Source organism: Hydrogenophaga sp. (assembly GCF_026125785.1).
Classification (GTDB): domain Bacteria; phylum Pseudomonadota; class Gammaproteobacteria; order Burkholderiales; family Burkholderiaceae_C; genus Hydrogenophaga.
This window is the reverse complement of sequence record NZ_JAHCKL010000015.1, coordinates 14193-28124: the sequence shown is the minus strand read 5'-3', so window position 1 is coordinate 28124 and position 13932 is coordinate 14193. Positions and strand designations below refer to the sequence as shown.

At 64.8% G+C, this 13932-nt stretch carries 15 protein-coding genes and 1 pseudogene; 7 read left to right on the top strand and 9 right to left on the bottom strand.

Annotated features, from left to right (window positions below; all coding sequences use genetic code 11):
* Positions 1–285: 285 nt before the first annotated feature.
* A complete protein-coding gene (locus KIT53_RS14140) occupies positions 286–705 on the bottom strand; it encodes a hypothetical protein (RefSeq protein ID WP_297753518.1) in 420 nt (139 codons plus the stop codon).
* A gap of 143 nt (positions 706–848) precedes the next feature.
* On the opposite strand from KIT53_RS14140, the gene KIT53_RS14135 reads away from it, so the two are divergent.
* Positions 849–1997: a hypothetical protein gene (locus KIT53_RS14135; protein WP_297753516.1), complete on the top strand. Its 1149-nt coding sequence runs from the start codon at positions 849–851 to the stop codon at positions 1995–1997.
* A 4-nt stretch (positions 1998–2001) separates the two neighbouring features.
* Here KIT53_RS14135 and KIT53_RS14130 read toward each other — a convergent pair whose 3' ends face one another.
* A complete protein-coding gene (locus KIT53_RS14130; protein ID WP_297753512.1) occupies positions 2002–2592 on the bottom strand; it encodes a hypothetical protein in 591 nt (196 codons plus the stop codon).
* A 116-nt stretch (positions 2593–2708) separates the two neighbouring features.
* Between KIT53_RS14130 and KIT53_RS20290 the strand changes: the two genes are divergently transcribed.
* A complete protein-coding gene (locus KIT53_RS20290; RefSeq protein WP_366521922.1) occupies positions 2709–3761 on the top strand; it encodes a hypothetical protein in 1053 nt (350 codons plus the stop codon).
* Positions 3762–3787: 26 nt separating this feature from the next.
* Here KIT53_RS20290 and KIT53_RS20285 read toward each other — a convergent pair whose 3' ends face one another.
* The 7 genes and pseudogenes from KIT53_RS20285 to KIT53_RS14100 all read right to left on the bottom strand — a co-directional run bounded on the left by KIT53_RS20285 (position 3788) and on the right by KIT53_RS14100 (position 9059).
* Positions 3788–4027 carry an AP2 domain-containing protein gene (locus KIT53_RS20285; protein WP_366521925.1) on the bottom strand — a complete coding sequence of 80 codons (240 nt, stop codon included), beginning with the start codon at positions 4025–4027 and terminating at the stop codon, positions 3788–3790.
* Between the two features lie 154 nt (positions 4028–4181).
* Positions 4182–4403 (bottom strand): annotated as a pseudogene (locus KIT53_RS20280) (calcium-binding protein); the annotation flags it as partial.
* Between the two features lie 130 nt (positions 4404–4533).
* The gene (locus KIT53_RS14120; RefSeq protein ID WP_297753508.1) at positions 4534–4842 is read right to left on the bottom strand and encodes a hypothetical protein; all 309 of its coding nucleotides are present in this window, start codon (positions 4840–4842) and stop codon (positions 4534–4536) included.
* A 199-nt stretch (positions 4843–5041) separates the two neighbouring features.
* Positions 5042–5494 (bottom strand): hypothetical protein, encoded by a 453-nt coding sequence (locus tag KIT53_RS14115; protein ID WP_297753506.1) that lies wholly within the window; start codon positions 5492–5494, stop codon positions 5042–5044.
* A gap of 214 nt (positions 5495–5708) precedes the next feature.
* Positions 5709–6131 carry a hypothetical protein gene (locus tag KIT53_RS14110; RefSeq protein WP_297753504.1) on the bottom strand — a complete coding sequence of 141 codons (423 nt, stop codon included), beginning with the start codon at positions 6129–6131 and terminating at the stop codon, positions 5709–5711.
* 1237 nt (positions 6132–7368) lie between these two features.
* Positions 7369–8331, bottom strand: coding sequence for a DMT family transporter (locus KIT53_RS14105; protein WP_297753501.1), 963 nt, complete (start codon positions 8329–8331; stop codon positions 7369–7371).
* Positions 8322–9059: an HAD family phosphatase gene (locus tag KIT53_RS14100; RefSeq protein ID WP_297753499.1), complete on the bottom strand. Its 738-nt coding sequence runs from the start codon at positions 9057–9059 to the stop codon at positions 8322–8324. The genes KIT53_RS14105 and KIT53_RS14100 overlap by 10 nt, the downstream gene beginning before the upstream one ends.
* Positions 9060–9247: 188 nt before the next feature.
* Between KIT53_RS14100 and KIT53_RS14095 the strand changes: the two genes are divergently transcribed.
* From KIT53_RS14095 to KIT53_RS14075, 5 genes are all read left to right on the top strand, one after another.
* Positions 9248–9379, top strand: coding sequence for a hypothetical protein (locus KIT53_RS14095; protein WP_297753497.1), 132 nt, complete (start codon positions 9248–9250; stop codon positions 9377–9379).
* Between the two features lie 149 nt (positions 9380–9528).
* Complete coding sequence (locus KIT53_RS14090) at positions 9529–10701, top strand: transaldolase family protein (protein WP_297753495.1); 1173 nt, start codon at positions 9529–9531, stop codon at positions 10699–10701.
* Positions 10702–10733: 32 nt separating this feature from the next.
* On the top strand, positions 10734–11861 hold the full coding sequence (locus KIT53_RS14085; RefSeq protein ID WP_297753493.1) for a hypothetical protein: 1128 nt from the start codon (positions 10734–10736) through the stop codon (positions 11859–11861).
* Positions 11862–12059: 198 nt separating this feature from the next.
* Complete coding sequence (locus KIT53_RS14080) at positions 12060–13541, top strand: UbiA family prenyltransferase (protein WP_297753491.1); 1482 nt, start codon at positions 12060–12062, stop codon at positions 13539–13541.
* A 20-nt stretch (positions 13542–13561) separates the two neighbouring features.
* A complete protein-coding gene (locus tag KIT53_RS14075) occupies positions 13562–13921 on the top strand; it encodes an EamA family transporter (protein ID WP_297753489.1) in 360 nt (119 codons plus the stop codon).
* Positions 13922–13932: the final 11 nt, after the last annotated feature.

Genomic DNA, 13932 nt, shown 5'->3' with positions numbered 1-13932 from the left:
AAAGTGATCTATTCGACACATTTACAACAAGCAGAAAGCTCAGATTCGCTCAGATAGTTTTTTATTAACATTGTTTTAACAATGTTTTATATGGATTTTTTTGATTTTCAACAGAAACCATATCTTCTCGCACCCATGTGGTGCAAGTACTTAAGTTTTCTTAATTAGATTATTTTTTGTCAAAAATAGACCCCAAAATCCACCATATGAAAATGCCTGGACGGGCCAGGCAGTGACAGGAATGGGGAGGTTTGTTACAAAATCCGGCGGCGGGTCCGCCCCACATCAACCCTGCAGAAGCCGGGCGGCCTGCGTGTACTGGACCGCCTGGTACAGCGTGTAGATGCCGACCACGAGAAACGGCAGGCCGATGATCATGAGGCTGAGCGGAATGCCCAGCGCCACCATGATGCCGCCCATCACATAGCCCGGCCAGGCGGCGGTGGCGAAGACGGCGCGGGTCTGGTCGTTGCGCATGGCCAGGGCGTGGAAGGTGCCGTTCTTCACGCGCCCCGCCAGGGTCACGCGGTCGTCGTCGCGCACGTCGGGCATGTCCTTGAGCTTGATGCGCGCGGAGCGGTCGTCGACCCGGAAGGCCAGGACCTGGCCGGTCTGCACCGAGCCTCCGTTCTTGCCGATCTGTCCGACGGTTTCGGTGGAATGGCGGATACCGGTGATGACACCGGACAAAGTGGTCAAAGGCACTTGCGGCTCCTTGCGGGTTGGTGAGAGGATCGGGCAAGGGTAAAAAGAGCCCCTGCCGCGCGCATCTCCCAAACGGGAGCACGTCGCCCACGGCCATGGGCACACCACCCTCTCTGAAACTGCCAGCCGAACGTCGCCCCGCCATGCGAGCCGATCTGGAAGAGTCCCTGACCGACACCGTCTACCGCGCGGTGTTCGAACCCGACGCCTGGGCCGATGCAATGCGGCTGGCGGCGCAGGCCTTTCCATCCAACGGGCAGACCTTCTACTTCCTGGACAAGCTCTCCGGCCGCGTGCGGCCGGTCGCGCTCGAAGGCGTATCGCCCCGCTGGCTGGGCGCGTTCGATGCGCTGTACTTCGCGCCCGACAACCCCTGGATCCACCTGAGCGAACGCCTGCACCGTCCCGGCGTGGTGCGCACCAACGAACGCCTGGCGGCGTACCTGCGCGACGACCAGGCGCTCTACCGATCGGCCTACTACAACGACTGGATGCGGCCACAGGATTTCCGCTACACGCTGGGCAACACCCTGTTCGCCGAAGACGACATGGTGGCCAACGTGACCCTGCTGCGGGCGCCGGACATGCCGACCTTCGACGCCACCGAGGTGGCGGCTTTCGAACGCCTGAGCCGGCACATGACGCGCGCGCTGCGCATGGCGGTGCAGATGGAACGCGCCGACGTCACCGGCGCAGGGGCGGCGGCACTGGACGGCCTGCGGTACGGCGTCGCCCTGGTGGACCGCCAGTTGCGCCCGGTGCTGGCCAACCGCGCCATGGAAGCCTTGCTGCGCGAAGGTGGCGGGCTGCGCCTGCGCGAGGGCCGGCTGGCCACGGGCACGGCCAGCACGCAATGGCGCCTTCAGGCGCTGGTGGAGGCCGCGCTGTCACCCGCGCAGCAAGCCAGCGGCGCGGCCGCCGCGCACACCCTGGAGCTGCCGCACGGCACCCAGGGCCCATTGCGCATTCAGGCCACCCCGGTGCGTGGCCACGCGGCCGCGCGCTACCTGCCTCGGCCGGCACTGGTCCTGCTGAGCGTGACACGCCACGACGGCGCCAGTCAGCGGGAAGCCGCCGAAGCGCTGCGGGCGCGGTACGGCTGCACCCCGGCGGAGACACGGCTGGTGATGGGCCTGCTCCAGGGACACAGCCTGCGCGAGGCCGCGCGCAGCGCCGGCACCACCTACGAGTCGGCGCGCACCACGCTCAAGCGGGTGTTCGCCAAAGTGGGCGTGCACAGCCAGTCGCAACTGGTCACCCGGCTGCTGCACGAACTGCCGCCGCCGCATTGACACTTCACAGGCGCCGGCCACCCGCCGGCGGCTCGCCGCCCAGCACCAGCAGGCGCACCGGATGCCGGTACGCGGCGCCGTGTTCGCGCAGGATCCGCAGCACCGCCTGGAGCCTGTCGTCCGGCAGCCCCTCGACCACCATCAGCGTGGCGCGGCGCGGGCGAAAGCGCGCCAGCGCCTGCAGCGCGGCCGTGCCCTCGCGCAAGTGGCCACAGTCCCAGGGATCGGTGCGCTGGCGCGCACGCCACCACAGCGCGTCGTCCCGCTTGGTGCGCAGGCGCAGCAGCAGGCCCGCCAGCCGGCCGCCCGCGGCCAGGGCCTCGCTGCCATCCAGATGCAGGCAGAAGGCCGCCACCACAGGCGCACAGGACGCATCCAGCCAGGCCACCTCAAAACGCTGGCCCACGCGAGGCAGCGCGCCAGGCCGCCACCACGGGCAGCGGCCGTCGCCCGCGCCACTGTGACACCAATCCAGCAGCGGCACCCACCCCGCCGGTGTCGGCGCCGCCACAGGGCCAGCCCTGGCGGCGGGCTCGCGCATCACATCGGCGTCGAAACGGGCCGTGAGCCCGGTGAACCAGTCAGAAAAAGACATGTGCCGATTCTCCTGGACGCGGACCCAACCGCACACGAGACCCATGCCGCCGCTGAACACCCCGCGCCCCAAGCCCGCGCGCACGCGGCGTAGCATGCAGGCATACCTCCTCGCCCATGAACCTCTCCGACCTCACCACCGCCCTGCCCCTGCTGCCCGCTCACGTCCAGATGATGGCGGCGGTGGTGGCCGCGCTGGTGGTGCTGGCGCTGGGGCTCGAATGGCGCCTTTGCCGCACGCGCAGCCGGGGCGCCAGTTGGGCCGTCCTGCGCCTGACGTCGCTGCTGGCGGCCGGTCTGTGCGTGCTGGTGGTGCTGGTACCGGCCCGCGCCGTCAGTGGCATGGAAGGCCTGGCCGTGTTCTACGGCCTGCTGTTCACGCTGGCGCCACTGATCTGGTTCGGCACGCACCTGCTCCTGGGGCCGCGACTGCGTCCCGCGTTCAGCGTCGGAGAAAGCACCGCGCTGTCACTCAGCGGACTGCTGATCTGGGGCCTGCCTCTGATCGCACTTGTCAACGCCATCGAACCGCTGCAAGCGGCGCTCCGCCATGCACAGGACAACCCCCGCGACCCGGGGCCACCGACGGCCCTGGCCCACACGGTGCAGCCGGTGCGCCAGTTCGCGCTGCCCCAGGCCGGCGTGGTCTATGCCCAGTCGCTGACCGCGCCGCCCGGCCTGCGCCTGCAGCGTGTGGACGAGCGCCACGGCGAGCGCTGGGAAGACATGCGGGAGCGCACGCACCCGCGCTTCTGCCTGGACGGCGCCAGTGTCCACCTCGTGTGGTCGGCCCGCGAAGGTGCGCCCTGGCTGCGCCTGCACTGGGTCGGCACCGACGGCCAGCGCGTGATGGCCACGCACCGCCCCGACACCGCCGCCGGTGCGACGGAACCACTGGAGGTCGGCTTCCGCGCCGACGGTTTCAGCCTGCCCGTGCCCGTTCCGCGCTACCGCGTGTGGTTCGCGCTGCATGAGAAGGCCGACGGGCAGCCCAGCTTCATCCCCATGGCCAATTCAGAGCAACCCGGTGAACGCCATGACCACTGCGTGATGCCGGACTACCGACGCGTCAACGCCACCAACGAAGGACCCGTGAAGGCGGTGATGCTGCAGTTTGGCCAACCCGGCCAGCCGGCCTGGTTCGATATCTACACGCGCCCCGCTCCCTGAGCAACGCGGGGCTCCCCATCCAGACCTCAGGACACCCGCCTGCGCGGCGTGGTCCGCTCCGCAGCGACCAGCGCCACGCTCAGCTCGCGCGCTTCGATCGCCTTGAGCCTGGCCCCCTCCTCGCCCCATCGGCTGACCGAGAATGCGCGGCTGCGGCGACGGCCGTCCGCACCCGCCCAGAACGCCGTCCACACCGCCAGTGGCGGCTTGCCCTTGGCCGACGGCTTGAGTTCGTAGCGCGCCACCCGCCAGTCCCAGCAGCACATTGCTGCCGGTGTTGCCCGTCAGGTTGTTGTTCAGCGCGTTGCCGGTGCCCGATGCGTTGGTCGACCCCGTCAGCACCAGGTCCTTTTGCTCATTGCCCAGAGTGGCGCTGCTGTTGGCGTAGACGGGCAGTTGGCTCACGATCTGCGCCGTGTTCCACACCGTGCCATCGGCGAACTTCACGGCCTGTATGGGGTTGTAGTTGTTGCCAGGGTCGCCCTGGTAGAAGAAGTACGCGACCGTGACCTTGTCCGTGCTGCCCGCGATGCCGAGCACCAGCGCATCGTCGGACCGGGTGACCACCACGTCCCCCGGCGCGATGCCCGCCTTGAACTGCAGCACGTTGTACTTGCCTACCCCCGCCGGGGCGTCACGCATGATGAACATCCGTTTCCGCAACCTACTCATAAAGTTACGAAGCCCAGTTCGTTCTTCATGGGCCGCCGCCTTTCGACCACCAAGCCCATGCGCGAGGCATTTCCCTCAGGCGACGAGATACCCGTGCGGGTTAATGAGCGAACGGGGCGGAGGCACGAGAGGGAGAGCGGCGCGGCACCCGCGCCATGGCCTGGTGCAGGCTGGGCAGGTTGCCCATGCCCATGGCGTCGGGCAGCGCGGCGATGGCCTCGCTCACGGGCACGGGGTTGAGGTCCACGCTCTGCCCGGGGTTGACGGAGAACCACACGTCGTGCATGCCGCGCGTGCTGCCGTCGGCAGCGGCCACGTAGCTGCCGACCTGGCGGTGCTGGTTGCCCTGGGGGTCTGCGGTGTTGACGCGGTTGCTGAGGTCGGCGTAGCGCAGGTTGAGCTTGAGCACTCCGGCCTGTTCCGGCGTGAGGAGTTCGCCCGCGTCGGTCTGGCCGTCGCTGTCGCTGTCTTTCCAGATGCGCAGTTGCGCCCAGCTCGTGGTGTCCAGGGCGTCGACGACGCCGTCGCGGTTGTCGTCGAGTTCGGCCAGGGCATCACTTCTGCTATTTTTAGGATATCACCCGTATAAAACAGTGGTGAAATTATGATCATAGATTACCCCCTTCCACTCGGATAAAAATCAAGCCATCTCGATTACTCAGTGTCAGCATCGAAGATAGGCCACAGAGTCCTTTAGACATCACGTCCACATGCAGTTTTGAATCGTTAAAAATGGCATAACTATGTCCGCTAGTTCGAAGAAAAAAATGCACGCCAACCTGCCCATCTTTTAGTTTTTTATATGCTTTTAGATGCTCCCCTGAACTCCGCCCAAAATCATCTAACGCTACATATGGAGGTTGCAAGCATATTTTGCGAATTTCTTGACCCATATCTATAGTTTCAGAAGCCCCATTCTGCAACGCAGAAGCATGCATATTGATGAGCACCTTGTATTTGCTTTCATTTTGCATGGAGTAGTATTTCAAAGCACCCCAGAGCAGGCATAAGATGCTCACAAAAATTGCCAAGATTAAAAATTGAGATTTCGCAATTTTCACTATCAAACGTCCTTTTCAAGAAGTATTTCGCATCAAATTCCAAACGCACTGCACAAGCAATCAAGATGACGAATACCGCCAAGCATGATGAGTGCCGTATCAGCCGCCCAGTAATAAAGTAACGAAGCCCGGTTCGTTCTTCATGAGCCGCCGCCTCTTGGCCATCAAGCCCATGGCGGGGCATTTCTCTCAGGTGACGAGATACCCGTGCGGGTTAATGAGCGAGCGGGGCGGAGGTACGAGAAGGAGAACGGCGCGGTGCCCGCGCCATGGCCTGGCGCAGGCTGGGCAGGTTGCCCATGCCCATGGCGTCGGGCAGCGCGGCGATGGCCTCGCTCACGGGCACAGGGTTGAGGTCCGCGGTCTGCCCGGGGTTGACGGAGAACCACACGTCGTTCATGCCGCGTGTGCTGCCGTCGGCGGCGGCCACGTAGCTGCCTACCTGGCGGTGCTGGTTGCCCTGGGGGTCTGCGGTGTTGACGTGGTTGCTCAGGTCGGCGTAGCGCAGGTTGAGCTTGAGCACCCTGGCCTGTTCCAGGCTGAGGAGTTCGCCCGCGTCGGTCTGGCCGTCGCCGTCTTTCCAGATGCACCCAGCTTGTGGTGGTGTGCGTAGAGATCCACCAGTCTCCGCAACCATTCCGTCGCACTTGCTGCGACCTATTTGAATCCCCCTGAAAAATAGACAGCCGCAAAGAACAGCAGCCCCATCAGCTGCATTCTTCTACTGTGCTTCATCATTCTTTCGATTTTATTTTTCTCAGAATCAAAATTTTTCCTCATAGAAAATATCCTCCACGAGAAATAGAACTGGATCGCCACAACAATAAGCAGAACAACCACAAACAAGATTTTCACCACCCACCTCCATTCAACACAGGCATCAGGCTCTTCGAATTAACTCTGGCAAGAGCCATAAAAGCACAGCCCGCTACTGGTGACTCCAGCCATCAAATCAAAAGAACATGAACATCAATCCAGAGGTAGAAGCCGATAACACAAGATGAATTTTGGTATGCATCACAACCCTCTTAGACTCTGGGTCACCAGCCCGGGCCAGATCAATAAAGTAATCATTACTCTTATCAAAGCCATGTTTCTTTTGAAGGCGCCTCTTCATCGGCAACAGCCATATAGCACCAACAGTCAACCAAAAGATGACGAGAGATGAATACAGAAAATTGCCCTTATATACAAACTCCATAGATACCTCACTTCAAAAATTAAAGTCGGAATCAAATGCCACGCGCAACACATCGCGCATCGCAACGGCGAATATCTACAAACATGATGAGCCGCCCATCAGCCCCCTCCACCACCAGGCCTATGGATGAGATATCTCCCTCAGGCGACGAGATGTTCGCAAGGGTTAAAACGGACGGGAAGGGAGCACGGGCGCGGCGCGCTGGCCGTCAATAAGACGGAACCGATCCCCGCCCCGAGCAGCCATGACAACGCAGCGTCGTTCGCTCTCGGGTCAGTTGGCCTGAACCGTGGCATGTCGGGCATGTAATTTGAGGGCCCGGGCGCGACGACCCCCCGGATCTGGGCTTGAATGAAGCAGTCCCGCAACCAGGGCAAGTGCTTGCGTCACTGGACACCTTGTGTTTGCACAACGAGCAGTTCAACAGTTCAGGCATATGGCTCCTTGACGATGTATCCAATGTCTTGGTTTTGCGCCCCATTGAGGTCTCTTGACCAGTTGGCCATGCAGTCCGACAAGGCCGCCGATGAATCGATCAGATGGGGAGTCAGATCCACATCATGGGTACCGTTCAAGCTGCATCAGAGGCAATTGCATGAAATCGCGCCTGATAGACCTGTGCGGCTGAATCTGCGCAATCAACTTGTTTCGAAGACGAGGCCCGGTTCGTCCTTCACGGGCCATGGCCTCCTGGCACAGGCTGGGCAGGCGGCCCATGCCCGTGCCCAAGACGTTGGGCCGCAGGGCCATGGGCGCGAACCGAAGCGACGATGCCGGCCGTAAACAATACGCAGGCGGTCACTTGCGCCACGCTGGGGTAGCGCTGGTCCCATGTAAACGAGTACAGCAGCGCAAACAAGGTCTCGCACAGGATCAACTGACCACACAGGCTGGCGCTCAGGCGCTGGCTCGCCACGTTCCAGCACACGGTGGCCAGCCACGTGGAACCCACGCCCAGCACCGCCACGAGGAGGACGAGTTCCAGGAGCCGCGGTTGCTGCGCCAGTACCTCGATGGGTGAGCCGGCGGTCCACCACAGTGCAAGCCCTCCCAGGCCCGCGCCGATGCCCAGCCAGTTGGTCCACCGCGTGGCGCCCAGATCGGGATGGGCGGCGAGCCAGCGCGAGTTCAGGAGGGAGAACGCGACCCAGAACGCCAGGGCCAGCGCGGTGGCCCCCAGGCCCACCCAGTGGCCGGTGGCTGACTGTCCGGATGCGTCGGGCGCCTGTGCGCTGGCCATGAGCAGGAGACCCAGGATAGTCAATGCAATGCCCGGCAGCAGCGCGCTCAGCCTGAGGTCCTGGGGTTTGCCCAGCACGGTCACCCAGAGGGGGATGGTGCCAATGATGAGGGTGGGCAATTCGGTACCCGCGTTGCGGATGGCGAAGGCCAGCAGGGCGTAGTACCCGGTGAATCCCAGCACGCTCATGCCGAGGGCGGCCAGCGCCTGGGCAGGGCTGGGCCGGCTGCGAAGGCCGTCGGTCAGGGCCAGGTGGGCCACCGAGACCAGCCCGTAGACCATGAAGCGGCCCGCCGCCAGGTCCACCGTCGAGTAGCCGGCGGACATGCGTGGCGCGATGAACACCAGCCCCCACAGCGCGCCGGCCAGCGCACCGGCGCCCAGGCCTATCCACATACGAGCGATGGGAGTTCCGCCATGTCATGGAACACCAGCGTTGCGCCGGCATTCAGGAGTGCGCGGGGCGTGAGGTCGCCGATGGGTTCGCGGTTGTAGGCGAACACGAGCGCGCCGGCAGCCGCCCCGGCCGTGACGCCCGTGACGGTGTCCTCGATCACCACGCAGCGCTGCGGCGACACCCCCAGCGCCTGCGCGGCCGCCAGGTAGACGTCTGGCGCCGGCTTGGAACGCTTCATCTCAGGCCCGCTGAAGATGCGGCCGTCGAAATACCGCATCAGCGAGACCTTTTCCAGTTGCAGTTCCAGCTTGCGCCGGTCCGACCCCGATGCACAGGCGATGCGCCCGCCGTGGTGGACGTACGCGGCGTGCACGGCCTGGTGGATGTTGGGCACCGCGAGGAGTTCACGCTCCAGCGCCTCGTTGCGCCGCCGGCGGAACTCGGCAATCCATGGCTCCGTGAGGCGGTGCCCGGTGCGCTGCTCGATCAGCGCGGCCTCATCGGTGGGGGCTTTGCCGATGAAGAGGCCCATGCACTCGTCGGAGGAGATGGCCCACCCCATTTCCGTGAGCATCTCCCGCAGGACCTCTTTGGTGATGGGTTCGGAGTCGACCAGCACGCCATCGCAGTCGAACAACACGGCGTCGAAAGCCGACTGGCCCGGCGAGCCGAAGTGGGGATGCGCGCGCGCAGGTGCGGGTTCCTGCAGGACTGGGGTGGCCAACATGTGATGTCTCCCTGATGAATGGACGTTCTTTAGGCGGGTCCAGGGTTCCCTGTTTCCGCCGCCGGCGCCTGGCATGCCATGCATGCGGCAGCCGCCGGGAGTGTGGCCAAGACGGTGGCCCAGAAGTGCTGAAAGTCTCGAATCAACAGATTCGCTGCTCCAACGGTCATGACTCAGATTCGAGTTGCATGCCAAGCGAACGACGACCGCGCCACCGCGTGACCCAGTCGCCGCAAATGAACGCCGAACTGCATGCGGAGCGGACATGCGACGACGGCCATTCGCAGATCGAACCGTTCTTCATCACGTTCATGGCCTGAAATCTTCACTTCGAAGTTTGCAACCTGTTCCGCCGTCTCCTTTGTGACACTTCCGTCGCCCGCGATGCCCATCAGGCCTTCGCGGGTGAGGTGGCGGGGCCGAGACCACGGCCTCGCTGAACAGAACGCCCAATCAAGGGAGCGCAACCATGCTGCTGTTGAATCAAATTGCCCATCGCAGTCCCCATGCCGAGGTCTGGTGGGATTCCATGCCATCGAGCTTCGTCCAGTGGCGAGACCGGCTGGCCGAGACTTTGCCGGAAAGGCAACGCGAGCTTTTCCATGCCGGCTTCGCCCAACTGATCGGCGGGAGGGGAGAGGGCTCCGGCCTGCTCAAAGGCTCCACGACCAACCCCCGCCTGTTCCTGGAGTCGCTCCTGATGGACCCTGAGCGGACGCGCGAGCGCATTTCGCGCATCGCGGCGTCCCGCACGACGGCGACCGACGAAGACATCTACTGGCAGCTCTACATGGAGACGTTCGCCGACGAGAGCCGGCTGTGGCTGGAGCACTGGAGGCGTTCCGGCGGCAGCCAGGGCTGGGTCTGCGCGCAGATGCCACCGGTTTCCAGCTTCGACACGGAGGCGCTGGTGGCCCAGGGCGTCGAGATGGCGGCCGTATCGCCCAACCTCATGATCAAGGTGGTGGGCAGCAAGCAGGGTTACGAGGCCATTGAGGCACTGGCCGCGCGCGGCATCTCCATCAACAACACCCTGTCTTTCTCCGTGCCTCAGTTCGTGCGCGCACTCGATGCGTTGAAGTCAGGCTACGCACAGGCCCAGGCCAATGGCGTCGATCTCACGCGCTGGCGCGCCGTGATCACCTACATGGTGGGCCGACTGGGCGCGGAGGAGGAGTTCACGCAGCAGGCACGGGAGCGCGGCATCGAGTTGACCGTGCGCGACATCCGCTGGGCGGAAATGGCCTTGTTCCAACGCATACAGCCGATGGTGGAAGCCCTGGGCCTGCCGATCAAGATGCTGCTGTGCAGCTTGCGGGTGGACAAAAGCGGCACGGCCAGGCATTGCTTCCATATCGAACAAAGCATCGGCTCCGACTGCGTCTACACCATCCCACCCGCGTTCTTTCTGGAGCTGTTCGAGTCGGGTTCGGACCGCATTCCTCCTGGCCCGGCGTGGGGTGAGCCCGTGCCCGGCGAGGTCATGGACAAGCTGATGCGCATTCCCTATTTCTGCGAGGCCTATGAGCCCGACGGCATGCCCCCCGAGGCGTTCTGCTTCCATCCCGCCTTCATCACGGGCCTGAAGGACGTGAACGCCGCCTACCGCAAGGCGCTGGACATCGTGCGCACCTGCCGATGACACCGCAAGAACTTCTCTGAAAGGAAACACCCATGTCCAAGACCCTTCTCATGATCGGCGTCGGCGACCTCGCCGGCCTGGTGCTCAACCTGCTGGTGCAGGGCAAGGAGTTCGGCAAGATCATCCTCGCCGGGCGCGATCTCGCCGAGATGAACCGCCGCAAGAACCTGGCCTTGCTGTTCTCTGCCCAGCTGGGCCGCTACCACCGGATCGAATGTGTGCAGATGGACCTTCAGAACGTCGAGCAGTCCGCACACTGGATCCGCGACCTCAAGCCCGACGTGATCTTCAACACGGCCACCCTGCAGTCCTGGCGCATCATCACGCAGTTGCCGACCGCCGCGTTCAAGGCATTGGACGAAGCGCAGTTCGGCCCGTGGCTGCCCATGCACCTGTCCCTCATGCACAAGCTCATGAAGGCGGTGGACCTGAGCGGGCAAAAGCCCTTCGTCGTGAACGCTGCGTTTCCCGACGCGGTGGGACCCGTGTTGAAGTCGGTGGGCATGGCGCCGCAGATCGGGATCGGCAACGTCGCCAACGTGCTGCCCGCGCTGCGTGGCGCGCTGGGCCTGATGCTGGAGGTGCCGCTGCAGGAAGTCCATGTCTCGCTGTACACCCAGCACTACCTGAGCCACCGCGTTCCGGCCGCTGGCGACTCTGGCGGCGCGCCCTACGTTGCCCGGGCAAGGATCAACGGCCACGATGTCACCGGCGAGGTGGACTTCGAAGACGCCTTCGGCCTGGTGCAGACGAAGTTCCAGCGCACGGGTGGCGCATTCCGCCAGTTGATCACCGCGTCCTCTGCGGTTTCCGTGCTCTCCCCGGTGCTGCTGGAGCAGACCGCCACGGTGCACGCACCGGCACCGGGTGGCCTGCCGGGCGGGTACCGCGTGCGCCTGGTCGGCGGCGAGGCGGTCGTCGACGTACCCGATGGCATGGCGCTGGACACACTGATCCAGGTGAACAACGACTGCCAGCGCTTCGATGGGATTGACCGCATCGAAGCCGATGGCACCGTGGTGTTCACCGAAAGGGAGATGCAGGTCATGCACCGCCTGCTGGGTTACGAATGCCTGCGCATGCCGCTGTCTGAGGTGGATGCGCGCGCCGAGGAGCTGGGGGCCAAGTACCGGGAGTTCTTCGCCAAGGCCACCGCCTGAAGCCGGCGCGACGGGCTGCACGGCCCAGCGAGCCCGAGCGGTTCGCTGGGCCGTGTTCTTTGGGGTGGGACGGACACGGCCGACCCTCGCCGTGGTCCGGTGCTTGAAACGGGGCATGCCCTTTGCTCACGGATTGGCTCAACGAAGCGCCAACCCGCGACACTAGAATCGGCTCGACCCCCCGGATCAGAGCGCCGATTGAACCCCACCACCGCACCACTGAACGAGTCCGCCCAATGGCCGCTGTACGTGGACCTGGACGGCACGCTCACGCGCACCGATACGTTGCACGAGTCGGTGATGCTGTTCGTGCGGCGCCACCCGCTGAACCTGCTGCGCCTGCTGGCCTGGCTGCTGCTCGGCAAGGCCGGGTTCAAGCAGCGCCTGGCGGATGCGGTGCGTCCGGATCCGGCGCGCCTGCCCTACCACGATGGTTTCCTGCAGTACCTGCGCGACGAGCATGGGCGCGGGCGCCCGCTGGTGCTGGCCAGTGCAGCGGACCAGCGCATCGTGCAGGAGGTCGCGGACCACCTGCGGTTGTTCGAAGACGCGCTGGGCAGCAACGCGCCGCAGGATGGACGGATCAACCTCAGCCGCGAACGCAAGCGCGCGGCCATCGACCACCATGCCCGCGAGGGCGGCCACGCGCGCTGGGCCTACGCCGGCAACAGCCGCGACGACCTGCCGGTGTGGGCCGGCAGCGCGCAGGCCGTGGCGGTGAATGCGCCCGAGGGCGTTCTGGCTTCGCTGCGCGAGGTGCACCCGCAGGCCCGTGTCTTCGCACGCGAGCCGCTTCGCCTGGGCACGGTGCTGCGCGCCATCCGCCTCAAGCAGTGGTCCAAGAACGCGCTGCTGTTCGTGCCGCTGCTGGCCGCGCACTCGCTGGACCCGCAGCGCTGGGCGATGGTGCTGATGGCCTTCCTGGCCTTTGGCCTGTGCGCCTCGGCCACCTACCTGTTCAACGACCTGCTGGACCTGCCCAACGACCGCGTGCACCGCCTGAAGCGCCACCGCCCGCTGGCGGCCGCCGCGATCGCCATTCCCACCGCGGTGCTGCTGGGCCTGGCCATGCTGGTGCTGGCCTTCGTGCTGGCCTGGGCGGTCTCGCCCGGCTTCACCGCGATGCTGGCGGGCTACACGGTGGCCACACTGGCCTACTCCATGGTGCTCAAGCGGCTGGCCCTGGTCGACGTGCTGATGCTCTCGGGCCTGTACACGCTGCGCATCGGCGCGGGCGCGGTGGCCGCGGGCGTGGACCTCTCCAACTGGCTGCTGGCGATCTCGATCTTTCTGTTCCTCAGCCTGGCCCTGGTCAAGCGCTGCGCGGAACTGGAAGAAATCGCCGCCGATGAGCAAGCCCGGCTGGCGCCGGGTCGCGGCTACCAGATGCAGGACCTGCCCTCGCTGCGCGCCATGGGCCTGGCCAGCGGTTTCCTGTCGGTGATGGTGCTGGCGCTCTACATCGACAGCCAGAACAGCCATTCGCTCTACCGCCAGCCCGACTGGCTCTGGGGCGCGGCCCCCCTGCTGCTGCTGTGGATCATGCGGATCTGGCTCAAGACGGGCCGGCGCGAACTGCACGGCGAAGACCCCTTGCAGTTCGCGCTGCGCGATCCCTTCAGTTGGGCCATGCTGATCGCCATGGGCGGTATCGGCCTGCTCGCCACCACCGGTTTCTGACACCCGAGGACCTCACTTCCATGAAATCCATTGCCCTGGGCCTGGCCCTTTTCTGCGTGCTGCTCTCGTCGCTGGCACAGATCGCCATGAAGCGCGGCATGGGTGCGCCCGCCGGAGGCGACGTCGGTGCCACCTATCTGCATGCGCTCACCAGCCCCATGGTGTGGGTGGGCCTGGTTCTCTACGGCGCGGGCGCCGTGCTCTGGCTCTGGGTGCTGTCGCGCCTGGATGTGAGCGTGGCCTACCCGCTGGTCAGCCTGGGCTTCGTGGTCACCATGGCCGCGGGCGTGCTCTGGCTGGGTGAGCCGTTCTCGTGGCTGCGCGTGGGCGCGTGCACGCTGATCGTGATCGGCGTCTCGCTGCTCGCGCTCGAAGCCTGAGCGTTGCCCGT

Coding starts and splice junctions, on each gene's coding strand:
- KIT53_RS14135 (WP_297753516.1), top strand. CDS start 849: ATGCGAGCCGATCTGGAAGAGTCCCTGACCGACACCGTCTACCGCGCG.
- KIT53_RS14130 (WP_297753512.1), bottom strand. CDS start 2,592: ATGTCTTTTTCTGACTGGTTCACCGGGCTCACGGCCCGTTTCGACGCC.
- KIT53_RS20290 (WP_366521922.1), top strand. CDS start 2,709: ATGAACCTCTCCGACCTCACCACCGCCCTGCCCCTGCTGCCCGCTCAC.
- KIT53_RS20285 (WP_366521925.1), bottom strand. CDS start 4,027: ATGTGCTGCTGGGACTGGCGGGTGGCGCGCTACGAACTCAAGCCGTCG.
- KIT53_RS14110 (WP_297753504.1), bottom strand. CDS start 6,131: ATGGTTGCGGAGACTGGTGGATCTCTACGCACACCACCACAAGCTGGG.
- KIT53_RS14105 (WP_297753501.1), bottom strand. CDS start 8,331: ATGTGGATAGGCCTGGGCGCCGGTGCGCTGGCCGGCGCGCTGTGGGGG.
- KIT53_RS14100 (WP_297753499.1), bottom strand. CDS start 9,059: ATGTTGGCCACCCCAGTCCTGCAGGAACCCGCACCTGCGCGCGCGCAT.
- KIT53_RS14095 (WP_297753497.1), top strand. CDS start 9,248: ATGCCAAGCGAACGACGACCGCGCCACCGCGTGACCCAGTCGCCGCAA.
- KIT53_RS14090 (WP_297753495.1), top strand. CDS start 9,529: ATGCTGCTGTTGAATCAAATTGCCCATCGCAGTCCCCATGCCGAGGTC.
- KIT53_RS14085 (WP_297753493.1), top strand. CDS start 10,734: ATGTCCAAGACCCTTCTCATGATCGGCGTCGGCGACCTCGCCGGCCTG.
- KIT53_RS14075 (WP_297753489.1), top strand. CDS start 13,562: ATGAAATCCATTGCCCTGGGCCTGGCCCTTTTCTGCGTGCTGCTCTCG.